Below are 22,984 nucleotides of genomic sequence, written 5' to 3' on the forward strand. Positions count from 1 at the left end.
CCCGAGATACTCGCATCAGAGGCTACTTTAGGTATAAAATCTTTACTAATTTTTATTAATGGGATGAAACGATGTATAAACTTGTTGCCTTAGATATGGATGGCACCCTACTTAACTCTGAACATAAAATTACTGAGCGTAATAAACAAGCCATTAGTGCAGCTCGTGCTAAAGGAGTTCATGTGGTTTTGGCATCTGGTCGTCCATTAGAAGGGATGCAAACCGCCCTTCAAGAATTAAATATGACCAGTGATGATGATTTCGTACTAAGTTACAACGCATCGCTGGTTCAGCGCATTGCCAGTCAAACAGTTGTACGCAGTAATATTTTAACGGGAGCAGATGCTAAACGTATTGCTCGTAAAGCCAAAGAACTGGGTGTACATGTTCATGCTTTTTCTCGAACTGAAGGTCTTATCACACCAGAGCACAACTATTACACCGATCATGAAGCAAAAATCAATGAACTCTCCATCACATTAAAAGACTTTGAAACATTAGAAGATGATGAAGAGATCATGAAAGTGATGATCATTGATGTACCGGAAAAATTGAGTGCCGCTCATGAGCAACTTCCCGAAGCATTTTTTAAAGACTACACCATAGTAAAGAGTGCACCATTCTTCCTTGAGTTCATGAACCCAAATAGTAATAAAGGTACGGGCGTTAAAGCATTAGCTGATTATCTTGGTATTGATGCAAGTGAAGTAATTTGTATGGGTGATGCAGGCAATGACCACCACATGATCGAATATGCAGGATTAGGCGTTGCAATGGAAAATGCGTCAGAAGATACCAAAGCAATTGCTAACTATATTACAGATACGAACGATAATAGTGGTGTGGCCCAAGTTATCGAGAAATTTATTCTTAATGCTGAATAATTATCCCTTAATTTATAAAATACAATATAAATAAATGGATAAATAAAAACCCAGAATATCTATATACTCTGGGTTTTCTTTTTACTCATTTAATGCATTAAATTTGATAACGCTGAGCAAGTACCGACGCGTTATAAGCCAACTGTTGATAATATTTTCGTTCAAACAAATGTTCGCTATCGGCTAAGCGAGCCAGCATACTACTGTCTATCCGCTGACGATTCTTATTAAATAGTGCTGCATCAAGTTTTCTACGGACTTCGTCATCCGATGTCATTTCGAAATGTTGATACAATCTCTCATATAAATATTGCGTATGCTGTATATCCATAATTTTATTTCGTCGCTAAACGTACTGTATTTACATCAATAATTCGAGTTGACCAATCTTTATCAACTTCACCAGTGATTACAATATTCGTTTCTGGAGTCACATTGATACCATTCCATTTGTGATGGTCGATTTCAATCACAATTTGGCCAGTATTATCTTTAAAAGTGTAATCTTCATCACCTAAAGAATTAACAATATGTCCTGTCAATTCAACTTGTGCATCATCATTAGCCTGTAGCGCGCCATCTACTGTTTTAACAACATTTGCAGCTACAGGGCCTGAAAAACCACCTTGAGCAGGAACAGCTTGATTTGCTGCAAAAGTTGCTCCTGAAGCAAGAAGAAGAGCAGATGCTAAAATAATTTTTTTCATAGTCCAATGTCCTAGCAATAATTTATTATAATTACATGAAGCTGGTTGAGAGCTTCTCTCTAAGTTGTAGCTATAGTAACGCTAACGAAATTAATTGAAGATGAACAAATTCGTTAATTAAGATTTTTTTCCGATGTATTGATATTGGCAGGATAAATGTGAAGAGATCGTGAAGTATGAGGAAATTAAAAATAAAATGGCATCTTTTTACAGAGTTCTGACAAAGACACCATGCATAAAATTACGGCTCTAATGAATATGATGCTAAGAAGATTGATACAACAGTCTCAACCTTATCAGTTAACTCTTTCCCTTCCGCATTTGGGGCTAATGCCATCACTTGAGGCCAAAATAACAACCCTTGAAACAAACTAACATAAATATTCGTAATTAAATTTAGGTTAGTCTCTTTTAATTTCCCAGCCATCATTGCGTCATGAAACCACTGCGTAATAGCCTTATTACTATAAATCGTTTTAACAAGGTTATGAGCCATTTCAGGTTGGCGCATAAACTCCATCACAATAGTTTTAGATAGAGGAATACCATAAGTATTATAGAGAATATCAACTTCTTTATAGGTAATTTCAGTTAACTGCTCTTTTAATGTTTTTCCTTCAATATAAGGATATTGAATCGCTTGATTCACTTCATCTTGAATAATGGTTAAAACAGATTCAAACAACACCTCTTTACTTTCAAAGTGTCGATATAATGTACGCTTTGAAACCTCAGCTGCTGCGCTGATTCTATCCATATTTGCCGCTAAGAAGCCATGCTGAATGAACTCTTCTTTTGCTGCATCAATAATCGCAAGATGTTTCTGTTCGGAGCGTGTCATTTTTGTTTTCATTTGCTCTCCTTCTATTGCGATAAGTCTATCAATTTCGCACCAACAAGTATACCAACTAGTTTACTTTTCCCGTATTCACTATAAAATAAACTCAAAAGTTTACTTTACAGCGTTCGATTAAAATCGAAACGCAGTAAGCTGACAAATACAATCATAAATGGCGGGTCGCACCTGACCCTATCTGTTACGGAGAAAATAGGTGAAAACAACAACTCATATTTCAGCACTAACAAACCTAAAAGTGAGTGCTCTTGCAGTGAGCTTAGCACTGTCTTCTTTCGTTATTACAGGCTGTGGCAGTGAAGAAAGTACAACAGTACTGCCTACTGCAGTAAAACCTGCTTTATCGGAAGTCGTCAAAGCTCATGCTAATGATGAACTGAGCTTTAATGGCGTCGTTCGCTCAGCTCAACGCGCAGATCTAGCTTTTCGTATTGGTGGGCGTTTAACTTATATTTTCGTTAAGGAAGGCGATCAAGTTAAACAAGGCCAATTATTAGCAAAGCTCGATGATCGTGACGCACAAACTGCGTTTGAATCAGCACAACTAGAACTTAAAAATGCCCGAGCTGAATATCAGCGAGGTAAAGCTATCTTTGAGAAAAGCCAAGCGATTGCTAAAAGCGATTTGGACACATTAACGACTCGCTTTAACCTAGCACAAAACCGTTTAGAAGAAGCGAAACGACAGCTTGAGTATACTCAACTCAAAGCGCCATTTGACGGTATAGTTGGTCGAAAAATGGTTGATAACCATGTTCAAGTACAGGCAAACATGCCTATTATTGCAATACATGATGTGCAGAACCTTGAAGTTGTCATCAATATTCCTGACACCGTTATGCTTTATGGCTTAAAAGAGACCAAGGCAAAAGCGGAACTATCAAGCATTCCAGGTAAAGACTTTGCTTTAAAACTGCGCACTTTCGCTACGCAGGCAGACCCTGTGACTCAAACTTATGCCGTTGTATTAGGCTTTGAAGATCTAAAAGGCTTTCGAGTACTACCTGGTATGGCTGTAAAAGTAAGTCCGGCCGATCCTGAGATTAAACTGCCTATTGAAACAACCATTACCGTACCATTAACAGCCGTTGTTCCTGATAATCAAGGAAAGCAATTCGTATGGGTCGTCAATGATAAAAACCATGTTGAAAAACGTTATGTAAAGGTTGGCGCACTTAGCAGTAGCCGTATTGAAATTACTGAGTGCCTTGTCCCTGGGGAACGTATCATCATTGCCGGTGTTGCTAGTTTAAAAGATGGTATGCAAGTTCGCCCTTATACTGATGATAATAGCGGAGCATAATCGATGGATATTGCTCGTTACACCATAGCAAAACGCACTAGTGTATGGGTTTTGATTGCTCTAACCCTCATTGGTGGTTATATCAGCTACCTCAAACTAGGACGCTTTGAAGATCCCGAATTTGTTATTCGCCAAGCGGTCATTAATACCCCTTATTCTGGAGCGACTGCACAAGAAGTTTCTGACGAAGTAACCGATGTTATTGAAGGGGCCGTACAATCTCTACAAGAATTAAAAGAGGTTAAATCGGTTTCCAAGCAGGGGATGTCGGAAGTTACCGTTGAAATCAAGCTAGAGTTTGCAAAAAGCTCTGCCGATTTACAACAAGTCTGGGATAAATTGCGTCGTAAAGTTAATGATGCCCAGCGCCAGTTACCACCAGGGGCCGGACCATCTATTGTTAACGATGATTTCTCTGATGTTTATGCATTATTTTTTGCGGTAACCGGTGATGGGTTTACTGATAAACAGCTACAAGATTATGTCGATAGCCTACGCCGAGAATTGGTTCTTGTTCCAGGTGTTGCTAAAACAGCCACACTTGCAGAACAACAAGAGACCATTTTTGTTGAGATCTCTAGTGAACGTTTAGCGCAATTTGGGTTATCGGCGGAGAAAGTCTTCCAAGTTCTTCAAAAACAAAACTTGGTAACGGTTGCTGGCAGTATCGAAACCGACTCAATGCGTATTCCAGTTATTCCAAGTTCCAGTATTCGTTCATTTAACGATCTAAAGAACTTACAAGTAGGCGTAGGTGAAAACAACACCGTATTAAGACTGGGTGATATTGCAACCGTAAAACGAGGGTATAAAGAACCTTCGTCTATGTTAATGCGATACAACGGAGAGCGCGCGATTGGCTTTGGTATCTCCAATGTAACAGGTGGTAATGTGGTCGATATGGGTGATGCGGTTAAAGCTCGTATCGCCGAATTAGAGGGTCAGCGTCCTTTGGGGATGGAATTGCATGTCATCTCCATGCAGTCTGATTCAGTTCGTGATTCTGTTACCAATTTTATCGATAACTTAATTGCAGCCGTTGTTATTGTATTTATTGTACTCTTGGTTTTCATGGGTTTACGCTCAGGGATTATTATCGGTTTTGTTCTACTGCTAACCGTTGCTGGAACCCTGTGTATCATGCTCATTGAAGATATTGCGATGCAGCGTATCTCTCTTGGTGCTCTGATCATTGCATTGGGTATGTTGGTTGATAACGCCATTGTAGTTACAGATGGTGTCTTAGTTCGTTTGCAAAATAACCCCGAAGAAGATCGTGCAACCATTGTTTCAGATATTGTGAACTCAACCAAGTGGCCACTGCTTGGTGGTACTGTCGTTGGTATCTGTGCTTTTAGTGCTATCGGCTTATCACCATCTGATATGGGCGAATATGCAGGCTCACTATTTTGGGTGATCTTATACTCCATGTTCTTAAGTTGGGTATTTGCAGTCACTGTCACCCCAATGCTCTGCTACGACTTCTTAAAAGTTAAGCCAAAAGCACCAGATAGTAAGCCAAGTAAAATGGTAACAGGTTATAAGGCAGTATTAACTTGGGTGCTAGCACATCGAGCTATGAGTACTTCTCTGCTACTAGTGATGCTTGGCGTCGCTGTTTATGCAGTGCGCTTTGTACCACCTGGTTTTATGCCAGAGTCCCAGCGTCCACAGTTTGTGGTTGATGTTTATCTTCCTCAAGGTTCTGATATTAAACGAACCGAAAAACTGATTGCACAAATTGAACAAGATGTAAAAGTCAAAGAAGGCATTACGAATATCACCAGCTTCATCGGTGGTGGCGGTTTACGCTTTATGCTGACTTATGCACCAGAGGCTCGTAATCCAAGCTATGGTCAGTTATTGATCGATATTGATGACTACACCAAGATTGCTCCACTGCTTGGTAAATTACAAAGCGAGCTTGATGCAAAATATCCAGATGCCTCAATTAAAGTGTGGAAGTTTATGTTAGGCCGAGGGGGTGGCAAAAAGATTGAAGCCGGCTTTAAGGGCCCTGACAGTAAAGTTCTACGACAATTAGCAGAGCAAGCAAAAGCAATCATGCTAAACGATCCTCAACTGATTGCGGTACAGGACGACTGGCGACAACAAGTACCCGTGATTCGCCCAGTCTATTCAGCAGAAGAGGCTCAACGCTTTGGTTTAACCACGCAAGAAATAAACCAAGCGATTGCTCAAACCTTATCTGGACGAAATGTGGGTGTATATCGTGAAGGCGATGATCTGATCCCAATTGTTGTACGAGCACCACAAAGTGAGCGAGATCATCAACGAGCCATTGAAAATACAGAAGTATACAGTCATACCGTTGGTGGATTTATTCCTGTTAGTCAGTTAGTGGAATCTGTAGATGTGGTTTGGGAAGATGCGATATTACGTCGCATTGATCGTATGCCAACTCTGCTAGTTCAGGCCGATCCTGCACCAGGAGTACTAACCGCAGATGCATTTAATAATATTAAAGATAAAATTGAAGCAATTGATCTACCACCAGGCTATCAATTAACTTGGTATGGTGAATATAAAGCTTCAAAAGATGCTAACGAAGGTCTTGCTATTTCAGCTCCTTACGGATTTGCAGCAATGATTTTGTCAGTAATCTTTATGTTTAATGCCATTCGCCAACCTCTGGTGATTTGGCTAACGGCTCCGCTGGCATTAATTGGCGTAACAATCGGCTTAATTATCTTCCAGACTCCATTCGAATTTATGGCAATCTTGGGATTCTTAAGCTTAATCGGTATGATGGTTAAAAATGCCATTGTATTGGTTGATCAGGCCGATGCTGAAATTTTGGAAGGCAAAGCACCTTATCAAGCAATTATTGATGCGGCAATCAGTCGTGCAAGACCAGTATTGTTAGGTGCATTTACCACTATATTAGGGGTAGCGCCACTGCTTATTGACCCGTTCTTTAAGAGCATGGCTGTAACCATTATGTTTGGTTTACTCTTTGCTACTTTATTAACCCTACTGGTTATTCCTCTATTTTATGCCATGTTTTTTCGTGTCAAAGTAGAGGCAGCATAAATAACAGTGAAAAAAATAGCGGGAGTATGATGCTCCCGCTATTTTTACTCTAAAAGTTGATGACAGTTATTTTACCGTTGAAGAATTCAACAATGGCTCTAATGATTGCGCCAACTGCTCTTTGTAACCATCAAGCCATTCATATCGTTCACGATACATTTTCCGTTTAGGACGCTTAATATCTTCCATTGCACGACGTTTAGACTCTAACGGCAATTGATAAAACCATTCATCATAAACCTCTCCATCATGCTCTTCCCATAGCTGATCATAATTTAAATTGATCGTTTGAGCTTTTTTTCCATAACGTTTAGCATTATAAATATGACCTGAATTCTTCACCGCATAAAGGTGTGGGATATGTAATAACTGAGCCAGTAACTGCACGGTTTCAACCATAAAAGACTTTGGACGCAAACCGTAAAATGCTTTTGTAAACTTACGACTAAATCCATTATCATTCGCCCCACCTTGCATACAGCCAATATAAAAGTCACCAGCAATATAGGTAAATGCAATAACGTAGTATTTATTATGCTGTTCATCACAAAGAGATAGGGTTAATTCACCTTCTTTTCGTGAATTACGCTCAAAACTTAGTGTTACAAAATAACGTTCTTCATCAATCGACAATTCACAAAGAACCACATTATCTTGATAGATTGCGCATTGGGCTTGAGCTGTAAATACTTGTTCAAACCATTGATAATGATTAATTAAAATATCAACACGCTGGTCTTTAGTAAAACCGTCTCTGAGATAAGGAGTAATACACTTAGTCACGAAATTAGGTTGCTTTTCAAACAGTTTCAACCGGTTACCTTGATGAAAATACGCACTCATTCTTTTAAACTGAGCGGCATGAATCAGTGCTCTCACCATGTATTTTACAACCGCCTTGTTCTTTCCCGATTTTTTATGACGGTTCGCCAATTGTGCCTGTTCGTATAAATTCATAACCAAATAATTTCGACTTAATATTCCCAAGCAGCATTATACATAATAAGAATAAATAACAACAAACCCATAGAGCTTAGTTTTGTATGTTTTTGTCAAAAAATCTATACCTATCATGCCATCTATGATACCAAGGTGACATCAAGGTATTGAAATAGCTATATTATTAGTTAAATTTAGAAAGTAACTTAAAGTAACAAAGCTTTCTTGGACTGCTAGCACAATACCTCTATGCAGAAACATGATCTTAAATGAGTTAATTGACTTAAATATAATGTTGACGCAATGCACAAAATATTCAATACATCTAAAGCAAACGTTTACACTAATAAATAACCTCTCTATTCTTTCGTCCTCTTTTCCTATCCATAAATTAATTTACCAATGAAATTAACGGCAGTATCTCTTATCTCTATACTCTTTTTTAGTAGTTCATCTCTCGCGAGCCAGGCCCAACAGCCATATCATGCCAGTCTGATCATTAAAAACGGTCAGATCTTAACCATGGATAAAAATAAAAAAGTTATTGAAAATGGCATCATCGTCATTGATCACGATAAAATTATTGCGATTGGAGAGGAATCACTTCTGTCTAAGTATCAATCAGAGCATACGATTGATGCTAAAGATGGGATTGTCATGCCTGGAATGATAAATACTCACAATCACTTGCCTATGATTGCCTTTCGAGGGTTAGGTGAAGAAGGCATTGAAAATCGACTATTTGCATATTTTTTCCCTCTGGAAAAGGAAAAGCTCAGTCGAAATGTTATTTATCAAGCAACCCGTCTTGGTACGCTTGACTTAGCACAAAGTGGCGTCACTACATATGCCGATATGTACTATCATATGGATGAAATGGCTAAAGCAACAAAGGAAATAGGCCTGCGAGCGGTATTAGGTGAAACGGTCATTAAGTTCCCCGTTGTCGATGCCCCAAAACCTTATGGTGGAATTGAATATGCCAAAAACTTTATTGAACAATATAAAAACGATCCGTTGATTACCCCAGCTTTTGCCCCTCACGCGGTATATACAGTTTCAGAACAAAAACTGAAAGAAATTAATATCTTATCTGAAAAACTTAATGTGCCTATTTTGATCCATACCAGTGAGTTTAATAACGAAGCTGAACGTATCAGTGATAATACAGAGAAATTGAGTCCAATTGCTTGGCTAGAAAAAATAGGAGTTCTGAATAATCGAATGGTATTAGCTCATGCTATTCATTTAGAGCCAAATGATATTAATCTAATTAAACAATCGGGTGCTGGCGTTGCTTATAACCCAATGGCCAATGCAAAAGGTGCAACCGGTATTGCTCCTGCTTGGCCTATGTATCAGCAAGATATTGCAATAGGACTAGGCACTGATGGACCAATGAGTTCAAATCAAGTCGATTTATGGCGTACATTAAGTTATGCAGCGAATATGCAACGATTAAAATATCAAGACCGAACGATTATGATTCCAGAGCAAGTCATTGAAATGGCAACAATTGGAGGAGCAAGAGCGCTTCATATGGACAAGCAAATAGGTTCGCTAGAGGTAGGGAAAAAAGCCGATATTATTATTGTCGAAACACAATCTGCAAACATGCACCCTAATTATAATCCGTACGCAACTCTAGTTTACCAAGCCAACCCTAGTAACGTAGATACCACAATCGTCAATGGTAAAATCATTATGCAAAATCGCCAAATAATGACGGTAGAGCCAAGTGATATTTATCAGAATATGTCACTTATCGAGCAAGACATTACAGCATTTGCTAAAGAGTTAGCTAAAAAAGCCATTAAGTCTCCAAGTTTGATGAAGTAATTAGACTATATCCAAGCCAGATAAAACAGTCGGTTATAGAGAGAATAGATGAAGCTATAAAATAAGACTTGGAAAAATAAAAAGAAGGGAGCAAGTACAATGCAACTTGCTCCCTGATTATGACTAGCATAAGGGAAATAAAATAAGACCAGAGCATACAACTTACTGATTTAACCGGTTAAATGGGTCGGTTAACCAGAAAAAATCAATAAGTTTGTATCTATTTACACTATAAATTTCGAGCAATAACATGAACAAGCTTACCTGCTAACTTAGCGGTACGATGCTCATAATCAAATTCAGGGTTTAACTCAGCTAAATCCACTAACTTCACTTTGCCACTTTCCATAATGTACTTGAGAGCCCACTCTACAACAGAGAGACTGACTCCTCCCATATTCGTCATATTGGCAGCAGGGGCAACAGTAGAAGAAAACACATCCATATCCACGCTCAAATGAATGTGATCAACACTGTCAATAAACCCATCTAAAACCGCTTGAACTTTCTTCTTATTGCGTGTTGTCATCTGATTATCTAATAACCAGCGACATCCCAGTTCATCGGCTAATTTAAACATAGCCTGAGAGTTAGCATGCTCACAAATACCAAGACCTAAGTAATTAAATTCACGCCCTTTTTCTCGGCTATAATTCGCAGCCATATGAAAAGCAGAACCCGGTTTCATCGACAATGCAGGTCTAAGTTCAAAGTGGGCATCAAAGTTAATGACCCCGACACGAACACACTGAGCAATATCAGTCTCTGTTGTCGTCTTATCTATATGATGCAGCTGAGCCATAACATCGGACACAGCCTGATAACTGGCAACCGAAATTTCATGTCCGCCACCAAGAACGACAGGCAATTGTCCTTGTTGTAATAATTCACATAAAGTCAAATATTGCTGTTGAGCAACGACAGTAAAATGACTTTGTTCGAGTTCAATATTACCTGCATCATAAACAGGTAAATGTCCGTGAGTATGAATTTTTGGTAATACTTGGCGAATACTTTCAGGACCATCTTTGGCTTCATCTCGGCTGCGATTAAAACCAAGGCTTAAGTCCGATACTACCCCCAAAAGTACAATGCCACGCTCTCGCTGTTGAGCATAAGGAGTAATGAACATGCGTGATGATGCCGTTTTATGTTCTATCTGTTCAGACATAAATAGACGCTTTAAATGATCAACAAACATCGATACTTCCTTAAACTCAATATGTTATAACAAATACCACGCAGCTTAGTGCTGAGGTGGTAAAGCGCGAGCAGCTTGTAGTACACACATGACAATTTTGTTTTTACGACTATTAATTCGCTCAGCAGGAGCCATCACACTCACAGCACCAGCAACTTTATTTCCGATAAATACAGGAGCACTTACACCTGAAACACCAGGGTCAATTTCGGAGGTACTAAGGGCAAAACCATCTTGCTTGATAAGTTCTAACTCTGTCATCCACCGATCAATTTCAAACTGATCAGTAATGCCGTAATGCGCTAAGATCATCAGCTGACGAGATAAAGACAAATGAGCCAAGATCACTTTTGCTGATGCACCACGAATCAATGGCTGGCTTTGGCCTTTTTCATAGCTACAACGTAGGGCATACGGGCTATCAATACTATCGACACACAATGCATTAAAACCAACAGGCACCATATAAGCTGACATTTCACCTGTTTGCTGTTGTAAACGCTTAAGAACAGGTCGTACACCATCAGGTAATGGCGAATGGGTATGAAAATTGCGCTGTAGTTGAAGAGCTGCAGGGCCTGCACTGTAAGTATTTTGACTATGATTCTCTTCTACTAAGTTCCAGTCACGTAACAGTGCTAAATAACGATATAAACTGCTGATTGGCATTCCCGTTTCATTACTTAACTGCTGAGCATGTAACGGTTTATTGGATGCTGCAATATGAATTAAAACTTGCAGCAACTTCTCATTGGCGCTTAGGGAATAAGTCACAATCATTTCTCGGTATTTAAGTGATAATGAAGTTATAACCACCCTAAGTCATAGAGACAAGTCGCATTCTTACAATATAAGAATTAAATAAAAAATTTATCGCTTAATTCTCACATATTGAGAAACAAGAGAATTAAAATAATTAATCAATATTTTCACCTGATGAAAATACAAAAATATTACCCGATTGCTACATTCCCAGAACATAGAGCTACAAAGATAAAATTTTGCGCGATCATCTTATGCACACTATTTAAGAAACTATTTAAATTTGCCTGACAAATGTCTTTTTTGTTGGTTTATATAGGTAAATACTAGCCTTATAGGGACTCTAGCTGATAAAATTGGGTGGTTAATATACCCAAACCCGAACAAAGAGAGTTATTCCTCATGGGAAGAAAATTCGAAGTACGTAAGCTGTCCATGGCTAAAACACAGGGCGCTAAAATCAAGGTTTACTCTAAATACGGTAAAGAGATCTACGTTTGTGCAAAAAACGGTAGCCCTGACCCAGAAAGTAACCTAGCACTTCGTCGCCTAATCGAAAAAGCGAAAAAAGACCAAGTACCTAGTCACGTAATCGAAAAAGCGATCGACAAAGCGAAAGGTGGTGCTGGTGAAGATTACGCAACAGCTCGCTATGAAGGCTTTGGTCCTGGTAACTGCATGGTTATCGTTGACTGTCTAACTGATAACAACAACCGTACTTTTATGGATGTTCGTCAGTGCTTCGTGAAGAACAACGCGAAAATTGGTAGCCCAGGTACTTGTGGCCACATGTTTGAACACCAAGCTGTGTTTGAATTCAAAGGCGAAGATGAAGAAGTGGTTCTTGAGAACCTTATGATGGAAGACGCTGACGTGACTGACATCACTTGTGAAGATGGCGTGATCACTGTTTATGCACCACACACTGAATTCTTCAAAGTTAAAAATGCTTTAGCTGCAACTATGCCTGAAGTGACTCTAGATGTTGAGGAAATCTCATTTGTTCCTCAAACAATGGTTGAGCTTGCTGGTGACGATGTAGCATCTTTCGAGAAATTCCTTGATATGCTAAACGATTGTGATGACGTTCAGAACGTTTACCACAACGCAGAAATTGCAGACTAATACCAATCTGAGTCGTTAGTTGTTCCATTATCCTGTTATAAGCACTATAACGGAGAGATGAATAAGTAATTAGTTAGACTGATATTACTCTGTAAAGAGATTAAAAAAACCGAACGTCATTGTTCGGTTTTTTTATATTCTTTTCTATTTAGTTAAAAGAGATAACTAAACTGAACACCCATTAAGAACGCATTTGCGCGAGTAACAGCACTGATTGCCCCCAATTCAGGCATTTCAGGCGATAAGTATTCCGTTACATTTACATCCTCACCACGAACATAAGCAGCACCAAAATCAAAGCTTGCATTTGGCGTATAATGATAGGTTACACCTGCCGAATACCATTGACGATCTGAGTCAGGAATCGAAATGGATTTAAGCTCATCAACAGGACTCTTATCAAACATATAACCAGCACGTAGTGTCCATGTATCATTTAGATAGTAAGTACCACCTAAAGCGTAATGCCATGAATTCTTCCATTCATATTCTTTGATCGCTAAATCTTTTGATGATACTTGGTCAAAATCACGCCACCCAATCCACTGAACACTGTAGTGCATAGCAAATTTATCAGTTAAAAGATGATAACCAGAGAACTCAGCAATATCAGGCAAAGGAACGGTAATCTCATCATGATCTTTACCTGCGATCATTACATCGCCCTTAGCTTTAAGATCTGGACTATGTCGGTAGCTAACACCAAAACGATGGTTAGCGTTTAACTCGTATACCGCACCAACGTTCCAACCAAATGCAACACCCGAAGCATCAATATCAATCACATTTGCGCCAAAGTGATGCTTGCCTAAATTATAGTGTTTATCATTATATGATGCGGATAATGAAGCATCGAAACCGGCATCACGATAGAGTTCACCTACCCCATAAATGATGTCTAAACCCGCTCCTAAACTTAAATATTGATTAATACGATAAGAAGCGCTTAAACCTAAATTCATGCTCTTAACTTGAGTTTTACCACCAAAGATAGAAGCCGGATAATTACTCTTAAATTCGGTACCTGTACCAAAGTTTGAAAATGCAGCAATACCTACAGCCCATTTATCATTAATTGGTCGAATATAATAAAAGTTTGGTACAATTTCTGTTGGTCCGATATCAGATACATCAGCAATTGGCGTAAAAGTTGTATTAGGTAATATATCGACCGAATCATATTTAGGTACATAAATATCAAATTCAGGAATAGCAGGCAGCTGTGGAACAGAAATATGATCTGGAATATCTTGCCAAGCTATTTTAGTTTCTAATCCATGCTTTTCTAAAAAACCATTGATTGCAGTCGCTGCCATTCGCTTGCATAACTGACCTTTACAATCTTGGTCAATCCCAGGAAAGCCAGCAAAACCATCAAAATGAAAAATGGACTCTTTATCAAAGTTAGCATTGATATTAGCACCTGGTGCTTGATATTGAGCATTTTTAACCGTGACATCAGTATCGATAATCGTCATACCAACAGACATCGCAGGACGCTTAAACATCGCCATAGCGGCAGGGTTTCGAGCAAGCACTGAGGCGTTATCAGCAATAACAGCTTCACCTGCAAATGCACGGCCTAAACCGGTTGCAGAATGTTCATTAACTTGAAATCCACCAGCAGTTGCAGTACCACTTACGATAAATGAAATAACAGACGGAAGTAATAATAGCTTCTTATTCATTGTGTTTATATTTAATTATTTATTGATTTATTAGAGTTAACTTTTATATGAAATTAATTTATTCATATATATTAAAAGCTAAATGAATCGGGATTATAAAGAAACGATTAAACAATAAGTCATTAGACCAGTAATAATATACAAAATAAAAATATATGGCTTGTTCAATTACAAATAATTAAATATAAAAAAGCCGATAGCAATCACTATCGGCTATGTGTAATAGCGAAATATTACAAAGGCCAATGTTCAAAATAAATATGATTAGCCTGCCAATCTACTTTTTCCTGATTATCAGATAGTAAATACTTAGCGACAGTAAAAGCGAACTCAAAACTGACGCCTAAACCACGTCCTGTAATAAAGTTATCGGCCACAACTACTTTCTGAATACGAAAATCGCCATCATCAAACTTATCGGCAAGTTTATCACCTGTAGTATAAGGACGGCCTTGTAATAAATGATGAGCGGCTAATACTTTTGCTCCAGATGAACATAAAGCACAGATGTATTTGTTAGCATCAATATGACGCTTCAAAAATGCAATCACACTGGTATTTGCAGTGAGATTATCAGTACCTTGAGGGCCTCCCGGCATCATTACTGCGTCATAGGTCTCATCAAACTTTGCAATAAGTGTGTAGTCAGCAGTGATCTTAGTTTTAAAATAAGTATTTAATGCTGTTGTTTCCATGCATGATAAGACATCTACTTCAATATCAAGTCGACGCATAATATCAATAAAAACAACCGCCTCCCCTTCTTCAAAACCATCAGCAAGTAAGACTGCAACGCGTTTAGTCTCAGACATTATCCTCTCCTATTGTTGAGTCAGTTTTACTGCTTCACGCACATTATGCGCAATCAAATCCCAATCATGGGCATTAATTGCAGCGGTTGGTGCAATCCAAGTTCCACCACAAGCAATGACTTGAGAGATAGCCAAATAATCTAATAAATTCTTTGGATTCACTCCACCTGTAGGCATTAACTGAATCTGACTGTATGGCCCAGTTAATGATTTCAGCATATTAATACCGCCAGATGCTTCTGCAGGGAAAAATTTTAAGGCTGTAACACCCAACTCAAGAGCCTGTTCAACAAGGCTTGGGTTATTAACGCCAGGGATCATCTTAATATTATTTTCAATGCAGTATTTTACTGTAGTTGGATTAAACCCAGGACTAATAACAAAGTCGGCCCCTGCAGCAGTAGCTTCATCAGCTTGTTCCTTGGTTAACACCGTTCCGGCACAAAGAACAATATCAGGAAACTCAGCACGAATACGACGAATTGACTCCGCTGCTGCGGCTGTTCTAAACGTAATTTCAGCAGCAGGGAGACCATTATCAATAAGGACTTTAGCTAATGGTACTGCATCATCTGCATTATCAATCTGAATTACAGGCATCACTTTTAAGTCACGTAACTTCATTAGCCATTCTTTAGTCATCATAATTAACGTCCATCAATTCTGTTAAATAACGAGTGTAAGCTGTTGGAATAACAGCCCCTTTATGCTGAATTACTTGCGCTGCTAGCTGATTACCCCAATGGCAGCTTTCGCTCATTGACATGCCCAAGGCCCACGAAGCTAAATAAGCAGCATTAAACGAATCACCGGCAGCCGTGGTATCAATAACGTTATCAACTTGGTTACCAGCAACAACACCAGACTGACCTAGCTCAAACCATTGAGCGCCCTCTTTACCCATTTTAACGACAACTTGCTCGACACCTTGCCCTTGTAGACGTTTGGCAATGACTGAAGGTAAACTATTGACCGAACCATGCAGTAGATCTTCATCTTCTGCGGTTACTAAAGCCAGATCAGCCAAACTATAAAGCTGCATCATCCACTCTTTAGCATTCATTCTGCTGCGCCATAAACGAGGACGATAATTAGAGTCGATAGCGATTTTAACGCCGCAAGAACGAATTTCTGCTAAAGCTTCTAATAATTTAATCTTGCCGTGATCAGGTAAAATAGCTAAAGAAATCCCAGATAAATAAACAAGATCGCAGCTTTTCATGTAGTCGATAGCGGTACGAAACTGAGGATGATCACACATTTGACGAGCAGCAGAGTCATTACGCCAATAGTGAAAACTTCTTTCGCCATTAGGATCAATTTCGATGGCATACATACCCGGCAATTTACGAGTTTCTCGCAATACATAATCGCAATTAATGCCTTCTTTTTGCCATGCATCAACCATGTAATGGCTATAGTTATCAAGACCTAAAGCGGTAATATAAGCAGGAGCCAAACGCGGTAATAAACGAGATAAATAAATCGCCGTATTTAACGTATCACCACCAAAATTTTGCTCTTGTTGTGCAAAGGGTTGGCCACTGAGCTCAATCATGCACTCACCAATGATGGCGATTTTTTTAGATAATGACGGGAGTTGTTCCATCAATCTCTCCAATACGAAAATAAAAAAGCTATGTTTAACCGTTATGGGAGACGCCAAACATAGCTAATAACGGGCTCAAAAGAGCATCAATTAATATGAGTACCTTTGGTTTAGAACCAATTAGGGGGGAGAGATACTCAAAAATTTATAATCGACCTTCGCTACCACAAACTCGGATTTTATCCATAACAACTTGCTTCATCGCATTTTTGCCAGGGATGATGTAATGACGAGGATCATTCGCATTAGGATTTTCAATAAAGTATTGTTTTACCGCATCAGAAAACGCAATTTTAAGTTCTGTCGCGACATTAACTTTGGTGATACCTAAATCAATGCAACGTCGAACATCAGCATCAGGCACACCAGATGCACCATGCAGAACCAACGGAGTGTCAGTTTTACTGCGGATAATGCCTAAGCGGTCAAAGTCTAAACGCGGCTCTTCTTTATACATGCCGTGAGCCGTACCAATTGCAATTGCGAGAGAATCAATCCCAGTTGAACGGATGAACTCCACTGCTGCATCAGGATCGGTATACAAAGCGTCTTTCGCATCAACAATCAAATCATCTTCTTGACCACCAAGGCGGCCTAATTCAGCTTCAACTGAACAGTCCCAACGGTGACAAAATTCAACAACTTGACGAGTTAGCGCTATATTTTCTTCAAAACTGTGGTGAGACCCATCAATCATGGCTGACTTAATGCCAGCTTCCACTTTTTGGCGAATATCAGTAAAAGATTCATGGTGGTCAAGATGAAGCGCAATAGGCATTTCATAACGCTTCGCCGCTTCCTTACAAATTCCAACAAGATAATCAGTCCCAGCATAAGTAAAAGTGCCAGGCGTACCCGCTAAGATCACAGGAGAGCGCATCTCGGCAGCAGTCTCTACCACTACCTGCACTGTCTCTAAATTATGAATATTGAACGCAGGAACAGCATAGCCACCCATTTGCGCCTTGTGCAGCATTTCGCGAGATGAAACCAAAAACATAGAAAACCTCAAATCCTTCGTTAACTTTCGATAAAGATACTATTCGAAAACAAAGATAAATAAAAAGATCTTGATCACAGATACACTTTCAAATCGAAAATAAACAAGAAAAGAAAAAGAAAAGTACTTTCGAATAATTTCGACTGATGCGCTTTCACAATAAATTATTGGTTATACCGATGAATAAACAAAAAAGAGGAATAAAAACACAGTGAATAAAGCCGAAACGCCTATCTTGATAGTTATGAGCTTCGGCTATTAATAAGACAATCTTTAAAATTTAAAAGAAATGGGACATTTTCGAACTATAGCTGGTGATCCCTTTGCGTAATAAATTATTTTTTGGTCGTTCGGCTCGCCCCAAGACTAATTCAAGAGCTTTATTGAGATATGATTGTGATTCTAAGCGGCGAGAAAGAGGAGTTTGCTGCTCGGTATATTCATGTTGGAATGTCACTACAATCTCTTTCGTTTCGAAAACTCCTTTAATATTGGCTTGAATGGCAGGAATATCAAAATCATATCCTTGTTGTTCTATCATCAATGGGGTTTCTTTCGCGTGCCATAAATCACAACGATTCCCCATAAATAGAGCAATATTTAGAGCCCGTAAAGACCAAAAGCTGCTTGCAGGCCCACTGTAATTATCGACCAAACGGCCGTCATCTTGGAACAAACCTTGTGTTGGTGCACCGTATTGCATCGCGCCATTACCCACAAAATACGTTAGGTTAAGCCTAAATGCTCGTTTCGCCTCTCCCACAGAAAGAGCAGAACTATTTTGATCAATCGCCATTAATAACGGGGCAGCTGCAGCTAAACGGTAACACGCACTGCGACCAAAAAAAGGCAGTCCTTGCGGCGTAAAGAAATAGCGGTATCCAGCAACAAAATCACTTAATGATTGGCGAATAAAATCGGGGTCAAAGCTTGGGTCTATCTGATCTAGCCAATATAAAGAGTAATGGAACCCCCAAGCATTGTAGTAATCATAATTACCTTTTGCGCCATCACGGAACCAGCCATCTCCAACGTAAAAGACTTTGATCCGCTCATACTTATCATGATCAACCAGATCTTCGCCCGTTAAAGCTTTTAAAACCACCTGTACCGTTAATGGAAATAAATGCCAATTATTATCAACTGTAATTAACGAATTAACCTGCTTAAACCACTGTACTATCTGCTGCTGCTCAGACGTACTATAGTGTTGCCATACCCACTCTTTTGATAACCATAAAGCCAAAGCCAAATCAGCTGATTCACAAATACGTTGATCGCAGTTATGTAACGTCCCCCAATAACCTGGATGGGTTGGATTTGTGCCCGCTAAAAAAGCTTGAGATAGCAACGATGCAATATCAACCGATTGACCATCTAAAGTTGTCATCTGAGTTTGATTGCTAAAATGAAGCCAAGCGGCAAGAGTTGGTAACACACGACTTACCCCTTCTACAGCATCGGTACGAGCACTTTGCTGACTAGGACGGCCAGGGTAATAAGCGTGTGAGTGGTCCCATACACTGTAATGACAAAACGCTTCGGTCACATATTGGCTTAAACTGTCGCATAATACGCGTAGATCTTGTTCTTGCTGGAAAAGCTGCTGAATATGGTGGTCATGCTTTGCGTAACGTGGCTTTTTCACTTTTAACCGAACTAAACGCTGCTTGAACAGGTGCCAATACATCTTTGCATCTGGGTGCTCATATGGAACTATTGGTCGTTCTGTTGCAGTAATATGCTTAATCGAATCAATATGTGATTTAGTCTCAGCTTTTGGGGCTGAGGTTGGCGTCTGAGGTGTTTTCGTTGTCATTTTTCTTCCCTATCATGACGTTTAAACCAACCAAGGAACTGATTGGTATTATCAAAGCAACTCGTTAATTCATATAATAAAAAAATCGATTTGATAATTCGTAAATGAAAATAAATAAAGCCACGTAGCTGAAATGTTCACTATTTGCGGTCACTTCATACGTGGCTTACAATCTTAAAAATAGGATTATCAGTTTTGGGCTAATTTAGGTGCTGGTTTTGCCGACTCAGTAAGAACATGATAGCGGTCTTGACCCCATGCCACAGGCTTTGGCTTATCTTTGATCCAGTCATAAAAAGCATTTTTCATTTCAACTACTTTTTCTGGGTATTTCTGAGCTAAGTCTTTAGATTCAGAAGGATCTAATTTATCGTTAAATAATTTCACTTTATTAGAACCATCATCATAAAAATACAGAGCCCAATCTTGATCTCGAATTGCCCATGAGCCTTTAGAGAGCTTTTCTAAATTAGGGTTAGATGGAATAGTATCGCTTTCGTATGTAATCCATTTCCAATAGCCATACCAAAATGGATCATTTTCTTCACTGTAATGCTTAGCGCCAGGACCTGCCCAGTAAATATATTTGTGTGGTGACTGCTCAGCTTTACCTGCAAGGACAGGCATAATATCTTGACCGTCAACCTTCATATCTTGAGGAATCGAGATACCAGCGGCCTTTAATGCGGTTGGTAAGATATCAAGAGCCGAGATTAGCGTATCACTCTTTCCACCAGCAGGAATGTGATTTGGCCAAGCAGCGACAAATGGTACACGCACTCCACCATTATACATTTGGCCTTTAAAGCCTCTGTCCATACCGTTCATTGGCATTGGTGACTCATGAACAGCACCATTATCAGATAGGAAGAAAATCAGCGTATTATCAAGCTCACCTTTTTGCTTCAACAGTGCCATGATCTGACCAAGACCTTCATCGGCTGCGTTAATTGCCGCAAAATATTTATCGGCTTCTACATTTCCTGTATTAAAACGATCCATGTACTTAGCAGGTGATGCTTGCTCTAGTGGAATGTGTGGCACACTATAAGCTAAGTTAATGAAAAATGGTTTATCGCCACTATCTTCAATAAATTTAAGCGCTTCATTGGTGAGATTATGAGTTAGATAACCAGGCGCTGGAATGTTCTTGCCATTTTGATAAATCGCAGGGGAATTCCATAACGCAGCACCAGAAGCATAGAAACTGTATGAATAATCAAATCCACGCTCTTCAGGACCAAATCCTTTACCGATCACCGGAATCTGAATATCGTGGTAATCGCGGGTACGGGCATCTTCTGCTACTTTATCTTTACTTGCGATCTTCGCATTGTGCCACTTACCAATATTGGCGGTACGGTAACCATTTTCTTGGAATAATGCAGGCAGTAATTTGATATCAAGAGGCACACCTTGCAACGCATCGTCATTACTGTAAGTACCAAAACTGGTTGGATAACGGCCTGTAAAGATACCAGCACGAGATGGACCACACACAGGATGAGCCACAAATGCATTGGTCATCTTAACGCCATTTTGTGCCAATTTAGCCACATTAGGCATTGCTCGATGTGCCGCATCAATCATTTTATCCAGATCGCCTTGATAACGAGCCGGTACTGGGCGTTTTGCTAATTCTGTTTTATCTAAGCTGTCTAAAGCAAAATCGAGCTGGCCCGTACCTAGGTCATCCATGATCACCAATAATACATTTGGTTGTTCAGCTTGTTTTGCCGCATAGGTGGTAACCGGTGCTGCAACACATGCTGCGGCAACTAAACTGGCAACCACTGTCTTCTTAGTCGAGGACAGATTCATTGTTAACTCCTTGTCTCAATCGTTATTCATAGTTGTACTAATATCGTTTTTATTTATTGCCTAATGGGTATTACGCAAAAGCATGTTGACCGCGAGCATGAGCAATCATAGGTAAGGCGTCGGCGGCCGTGCCCCCTTGACGAATGGCTTGACTCATTAAATGCATGGCAGGCGCGGTATGACGGAAAATTTTTTGATATGACGGGCACAAATAGTTTTGTTTATGTTTTTGCCCTTCTTGATGAACAATGCGAGGCTTAGGACACCCGCCATAACACAAGCCGTGTACTTCGCAAGATTGGCATTGATCTGTTAATTTGGTCGATTTAGCATTACCAAAGCGTTGTTGCTGTTTGCTCGTTGCCATTTTAGTTAACGACAGTTCAGCAACATTGCCTAATCGGTTCGCTGGATAAACATAGTGATCGCAAGAATACACATCACCATTTGCTTCAATTACCATAGCTTGACCACAGTTTTTGGATTGAACACAAACAGAGGCGGGATAACCAAGCCAAGTAGCTAAAATGCTATCGAACATACGCACATATACGGTGCCAACATCTTCTTTTAACCACTCTTCAAACACTTCAGTCATAAACTGACCATAGCCATGAGCAGGAACAGAAAAATGCGTGACGTTATTATTTTTTTCTGGAGCGTAATGACGAGTCGAGGTCGTTGCTGAACCTTCCACTTCAACAATTGGAATAAATTGCAGGTGGCGAGCCCCTAGTGATTTTAAGAACTGGTAGGTTTGCGCACCTTTATCCCAATTCTGATCATTAATCACAGTAAGAACATTAAACTCTACTTGGTATTCAAGCAGCAATTCAATAGCACGTTTCACACGTTCGAAAGTTGGTTTACCATTAACAGATATGCGGTATTTATCATGAATATCGGGGGTACCATCAATAGATACACCAATCAGAAATTGATGTTCAGCAAAAAATTGCGCCCATTGTTTATTGATAGCAACCGCGTTAGTTTGAAAACTGTTGGTGATGGTTTTACCATTTGCATACTGACGTTGATACTTCACCACTTGGCGATAGAAATCCAAGCCAGCGAGTGTTGGCTCCCCTCCTTGCCATGAAAAATCTATTTGATCTGCATCTTGAGAAGCAATGTAATCTCGAACGTAACGCTTTAGCACAGGATCAGGCATTACATCTGGTTGCTTTGATGTCGCACTAACGCATTCAGATGACTGTGAATCTCCTAATATCTCCTCTTTTTCAAGATAGAAGCAGTATTCACATTTTAAATTACAGCGATAGCTCGTTGGTTTTGCCATCATGTGAAAGCGTGCTGTTGCCATGCTCATTCCTTGCATATTTCGTTATTAAGACCGGCACATAATACGAAAACAAACGAAACAACAAAGAGATTAAGATCACAAGAACAAAAACAAATGAAAGATTAAACGCCATTTTCTTTTGTGATCTTGCTTCAATCACCAAAAACAAAATAAACCGAAAGCAAATATGAGCTAAACAATTCGATCTGGATCATTTTTTAATCAACAATCTTTCATTAACCTTTCGCACTCAAATAATATA

The 22,984-nt window shown here is 39.4% G+C and carries 19 protein-coding genes; 5 read left to right on the top strand and 14 right to left on the bottom strand.

Features of this window, described 5'->3' with window-relative positions:
• Nucleotides 1–71: 71 nt before the first annotated feature.
• Nucleotides 72–884, top strand: a complete 813-nt coding sequence (gene yidA / locus WAX86_RS18715) for a sugar-phosphatase (RefSeq protein ID WP_065171259.1) — start codon at nt 72–74, stop codon at nt 882–884.
• 97 nt (nt 885–981) lie between these two features.
• Here the strand turns inward: yidA and WAX86_RS18720 are convergent, their stop codons facing one another.
• The 3 genes from WAX86_RS18720 to WAX86_RS18730 form a co-directional block, all read right to left on the bottom strand.
• A complete protein-coding gene (locus WAX86_RS18720) occupies nt 982–1,215 on the bottom strand; it encodes a hypothetical protein (protein ID WP_075985072.1) in 234 nt (77 codons plus the stop codon).
• 4 nt (nt 1,216–1,219) lie between these two features.
• Nucleotides 1,220–1,591 (bottom strand): YgiW/YdeI family stress tolerance OB fold protein, encoded by a 372-nt coding sequence (locus WAX86_RS18725; RefSeq protein WP_044178092.1) that lies wholly within the window; start codon nt 1,589–1,591, stop codon nt 1,220–1,222.
• A gap of 241 nt (nt 1,592–1,832) precedes the next feature.
• Nucleotides 1,833–2,444: a TetR/AcrR family transcriptional regulator gene (locus tag WAX86_RS18730; RefSeq protein WP_068968780.1), complete on the bottom strand. Its 612-nt coding sequence runs from the start codon at nt 2,442–2,444 to the stop codon at nt 1,833–1,835.
• A gap of 199 nt (nt 2,445–2,643) precedes the next feature.
• Here WAX86_RS18730 and WAX86_RS18735 point away from each other — a divergent pair, with 199 nt between their 5' ends.
• Nucleotides 2,644–3,750, top strand: coding sequence for an efflux RND transporter periplasmic adaptor subunit (locus WAX86_RS18735; RefSeq protein ID WP_065171257.1), 1,107 nt, complete (start codon nt 2,644–2,646; stop codon nt 3,748–3,750).
• Nucleotides 3,751–3,753: 3 nt separating this feature from the next.
• Nucleotides 3,754–6,804 (top strand): efflux RND transporter permease subunit, encoded by a 3,051-nt coding sequence (locus tag WAX86_RS18740; RefSeq protein ID WP_237030361.1) that lies wholly within the window; start codon nt 3,754–3,756, stop codon nt 6,802–6,804.
• A gap of 66 nt (nt 6,805–6,870) precedes the next feature.
• On the opposite strand, the gene WAX86_RS18745 is transcribed toward WAX86_RS18740, so the two are convergent.
• Entirely contained in the window at nt 6,871–7,761 is an 891-nt protein-coding gene (locus tag WAX86_RS18745; protein ID WP_044178081.1) for a VirK/YbjX family protein, read from the bottom strand.
• A 384-nt stretch (nt 7,762–8,145) separates the two neighbouring features.
• Here WAX86_RS18745 and WAX86_RS18750 point away from each other — a divergent pair, with 384 nt between their 5' ends.
• Complete coding sequence (locus tag WAX86_RS18750; protein ID WP_065171255.1) at nt 8,146–9,582, top strand: amidohydrolase; 1,437 nt, start codon at nt 8,146–8,148, stop codon at nt 9,580–9,582.
• 229 nt (nt 9,583–9,811) lie between these two features.
• Here WAX86_RS18750 and WAX86_RS18755 read toward each other — a convergent pair whose 3' ends face one another.
• Nucleotides 9,812–10,783, bottom strand: a complete 972-nt coding sequence (locus WAX86_RS18755; RefSeq protein ID WP_044178075.1) for a formimidoylglutamase — start codon at nt 10,781–10,783, stop codon at nt 9,812–9,814.
• A gap of 45 nt (nt 10,784–10,828) precedes the next feature.
• Complete coding sequence (locus WAX86_RS18760) at nt 10,829–11,563, bottom strand: IclR family transcriptional regulator (protein WP_065171253.1); 735 nt, start codon at nt 11,561–11,563, stop codon at nt 10,829–10,831.
• Between the two features lie 384 nt (nt 11,564–11,947).
• Here WAX86_RS18760 and WAX86_RS18765 point away from each other — a divergent pair, with 384 nt between their 5' ends.
• Nucleotides 11,948–12,670 (top strand): YebC/PmpR family DNA-binding transcriptional regulator, encoded by a 723-nt coding sequence (locus tag WAX86_RS18765; protein ID WP_036765862.1) that lies wholly within the window; start codon nt 11,948–11,950, stop codon nt 12,668–12,670.
• 152 nt (nt 12,671–12,822) lie between these two features.
• On the opposite strand, the gene WAX86_RS18770 is transcribed toward WAX86_RS18765, so the two are convergent.
• From WAX86_RS18770 to WAX86_RS18805, 8 genes are all read right to left on the bottom strand, one after another.
• Entirely contained in the window at nt 12,823–14,358 is a 1,536-nt protein-coding gene (locus WAX86_RS18770; protein ID WP_176848734.1) for an outer membrane protein transport protein, read from the bottom strand.
• Nucleotides 14,359–14,591: 233 nt separating this feature from the next.
• Entirely contained in the window at nt 14,592–15,170 is a 579-nt protein-coding gene (locus tag WAX86_RS18775) for a DJ-1/PfpI family protein (RefSeq protein ID WP_341489477.1), read from the bottom strand.
• Between the two features lie 9 nt (nt 15,171–15,179).
• On the bottom strand, nt 15,180–15,812 hold the full coding sequence (locus WAX86_RS18780) for a bifunctional 4-hydroxy-2-oxoglutarate aldolase/2-dehydro-3-deoxy-phosphogluconate aldolase (RefSeq protein ID WP_005306107.1): 633 nt from the start codon (nt 15,810–15,812) through the stop codon (nt 15,180–15,182).
• Nucleotides 15,805–16,779 (bottom strand): sugar kinase, encoded by a 975-nt coding sequence (locus WAX86_RS18785; RefSeq protein WP_238055925.1) that lies wholly within the window; start codon nt 16,777–16,779, stop codon nt 15,805–15,807. Before WAX86_RS18785 ends, WAX86_RS18780 begins: the two co-directional genes overlap by 8 nt.
• A gap of 145 nt (nt 16,780–16,924) precedes the next feature.
• Entirely contained in the window at nt 16,925–17,779 is an 855-nt protein-coding gene (locus WAX86_RS18790) for a tagatose bisphosphate family class II aldolase (protein WP_065171248.1), read from the bottom strand.
• A 280-nt stretch (nt 17,780–18,059) separates the two neighbouring features.
• Nucleotides 18,060–19,598: a DUF2264 domain-containing protein gene (locus WAX86_RS18795; RefSeq protein WP_341489478.1), complete on the bottom strand. Its 1,539-nt coding sequence runs from the start codon at nt 19,596–19,598 to the stop codon at nt 18,060–18,062.
• A gap of 189 nt (nt 19,599–19,787) precedes the next feature.
• Complete coding sequence (locus WAX86_RS18800) at nt 19,788–21,419, bottom strand: sulfatase (protein ID WP_005306120.1); 1,632 nt, start codon at nt 21,417–21,419, stop codon at nt 19,788–19,790.
• 70 nt (nt 21,420–21,489) lie between these two features.
• The gene (locus WAX86_RS18805) at nt 21,490–22,743 is read right to left on the bottom strand and encodes an anaerobic sulfatase maturase (RefSeq protein ID WP_341489479.1); all 1,254 of its coding nucleotides are present in this window, start codon (nt 22,741–22,743) and stop codon (nt 21,490–21,492) included.
• Nucleotides 22,744–22,984 lie beyond the last annotated feature (241 nt).

It is taken from the genome of Photobacterium damselae subsp. damselae (assembly GCF_038086725.1).
GTDB classification, from domain to species: Bacteria; Pseudomonadota; Gammaproteobacteria; order Enterobacterales; family Vibrionaceae; genus Photobacterium; species Photobacterium damselae.

Coding starts and splice junctions, on each gene's coding strand:
- yidA (WP_065171259.1), top strand. CDS start 72: ATGTATAAACTTGTTGCCTTAGATATGGATGGCACCCTACTTAACTCT.
- WAX86_RS18720 (WP_075985072.1), bottom strand. CDS start 1,215: ATGGATATACAGCATACGCAATATTTATATGAGAGATTGTATCAACAT.
- WAX86_RS18725 (WP_044178092.1), bottom strand. CDS start 1,591: ATGAAAAAAATTATTTTAGCATCTGCTCTTCTTCTTGCTTCAGGAGCA.
- WAX86_RS18730 (WP_068968780.1), bottom strand. CDS start 2,444: ATGAAAACAAAAATGACACGCTCCGAACAGAAACATCTTGCGATTATT.
- WAX86_RS18740 (WP_237030361.1), top strand. CDS start 3,754: ATGGATATTGCTCGTTACACCATAGCAAAACGCACTAGTGTATGGGTT.
- WAX86_RS18745 (WP_044178081.1), bottom strand. CDS start 7,761: ATGAATTTATACGAACAGGCACAATTGGCGAACCGTCATAAAAAATCG.
- WAX86_RS18750 (WP_065171255.1), top strand. CDS start 8,146: ATGAAATTAACGGCAGTATCTCTTATCTCTATACTCTTTTTTAGTAGT.
- WAX86_RS18755 (WP_044178075.1), bottom strand. CDS start 10,783: ATGTTTGTTGATCATTTAAAGCGTCTATTTATGTCTGAACAGATAGAA.
- WAX86_RS18760 (WP_065171253.1), bottom strand. CDS start 11,563: ATGATTGTGACTTATTCCCTAAGCGCCAATGAGAAGTTGCTGCAAGTT.
- WAX86_RS18765 (WP_036765862.1), top strand. CDS start 11,948: ATGGGAAGAAAATTCGAAGTACGTAAGCTGTCCATGGCTAAAACACAG.
- WAX86_RS18770 (WP_176848734.1), bottom strand. CDS start 14,358: ATGAATAAGAAGCTATTATTACTTCCGTCTGTTATTTCATTTATCGTA.
- WAX86_RS18775 (WP_341489477.1), bottom strand. CDS start 15,170: ATGTCTGAGACTAAACGCGTTGCAGTCTTACTTGCTGATGGTTTTGAA.
- WAX86_RS18780 (WP_005306107.1), bottom strand. CDS start 15,812: ATGACTAAAGAATGGCTAATGAAGTTACGTGACTTAAAAGTGATGCCT.
- WAX86_RS18785 (WP_238055925.1), bottom strand. CDS start 16,779: ATGGAACAACTCCCGTCATTATCTAAAAAAATCGCCATCATTGGTGAG.
- WAX86_RS18790 (WP_065171248.1), bottom strand. CDS start 17,779: ATGTTTTTGGTTTCATCTCGCGAAATGCTGCACAAGGCGCAAATGGGT.
- WAX86_RS18795 (WP_341489478.1), bottom strand. CDS start 19,598: ATGACAACGAAAACACCTCAGACGCCAACCTCAGCCCCAAAAGCTGAG.
- WAX86_RS18800 (WP_005306120.1), bottom strand. CDS start 21,419: ATGAATCTGTCCTCGACTAAGAAGACAGTGGTTGCCAGTTTAGTTGCC.
- WAX86_RS18805 (WP_341489479.1), bottom strand. CDS start 22,743: ATGGCAACAGCACGCTTTCACATGATGGCAAAACCAACGAGCTATCGC.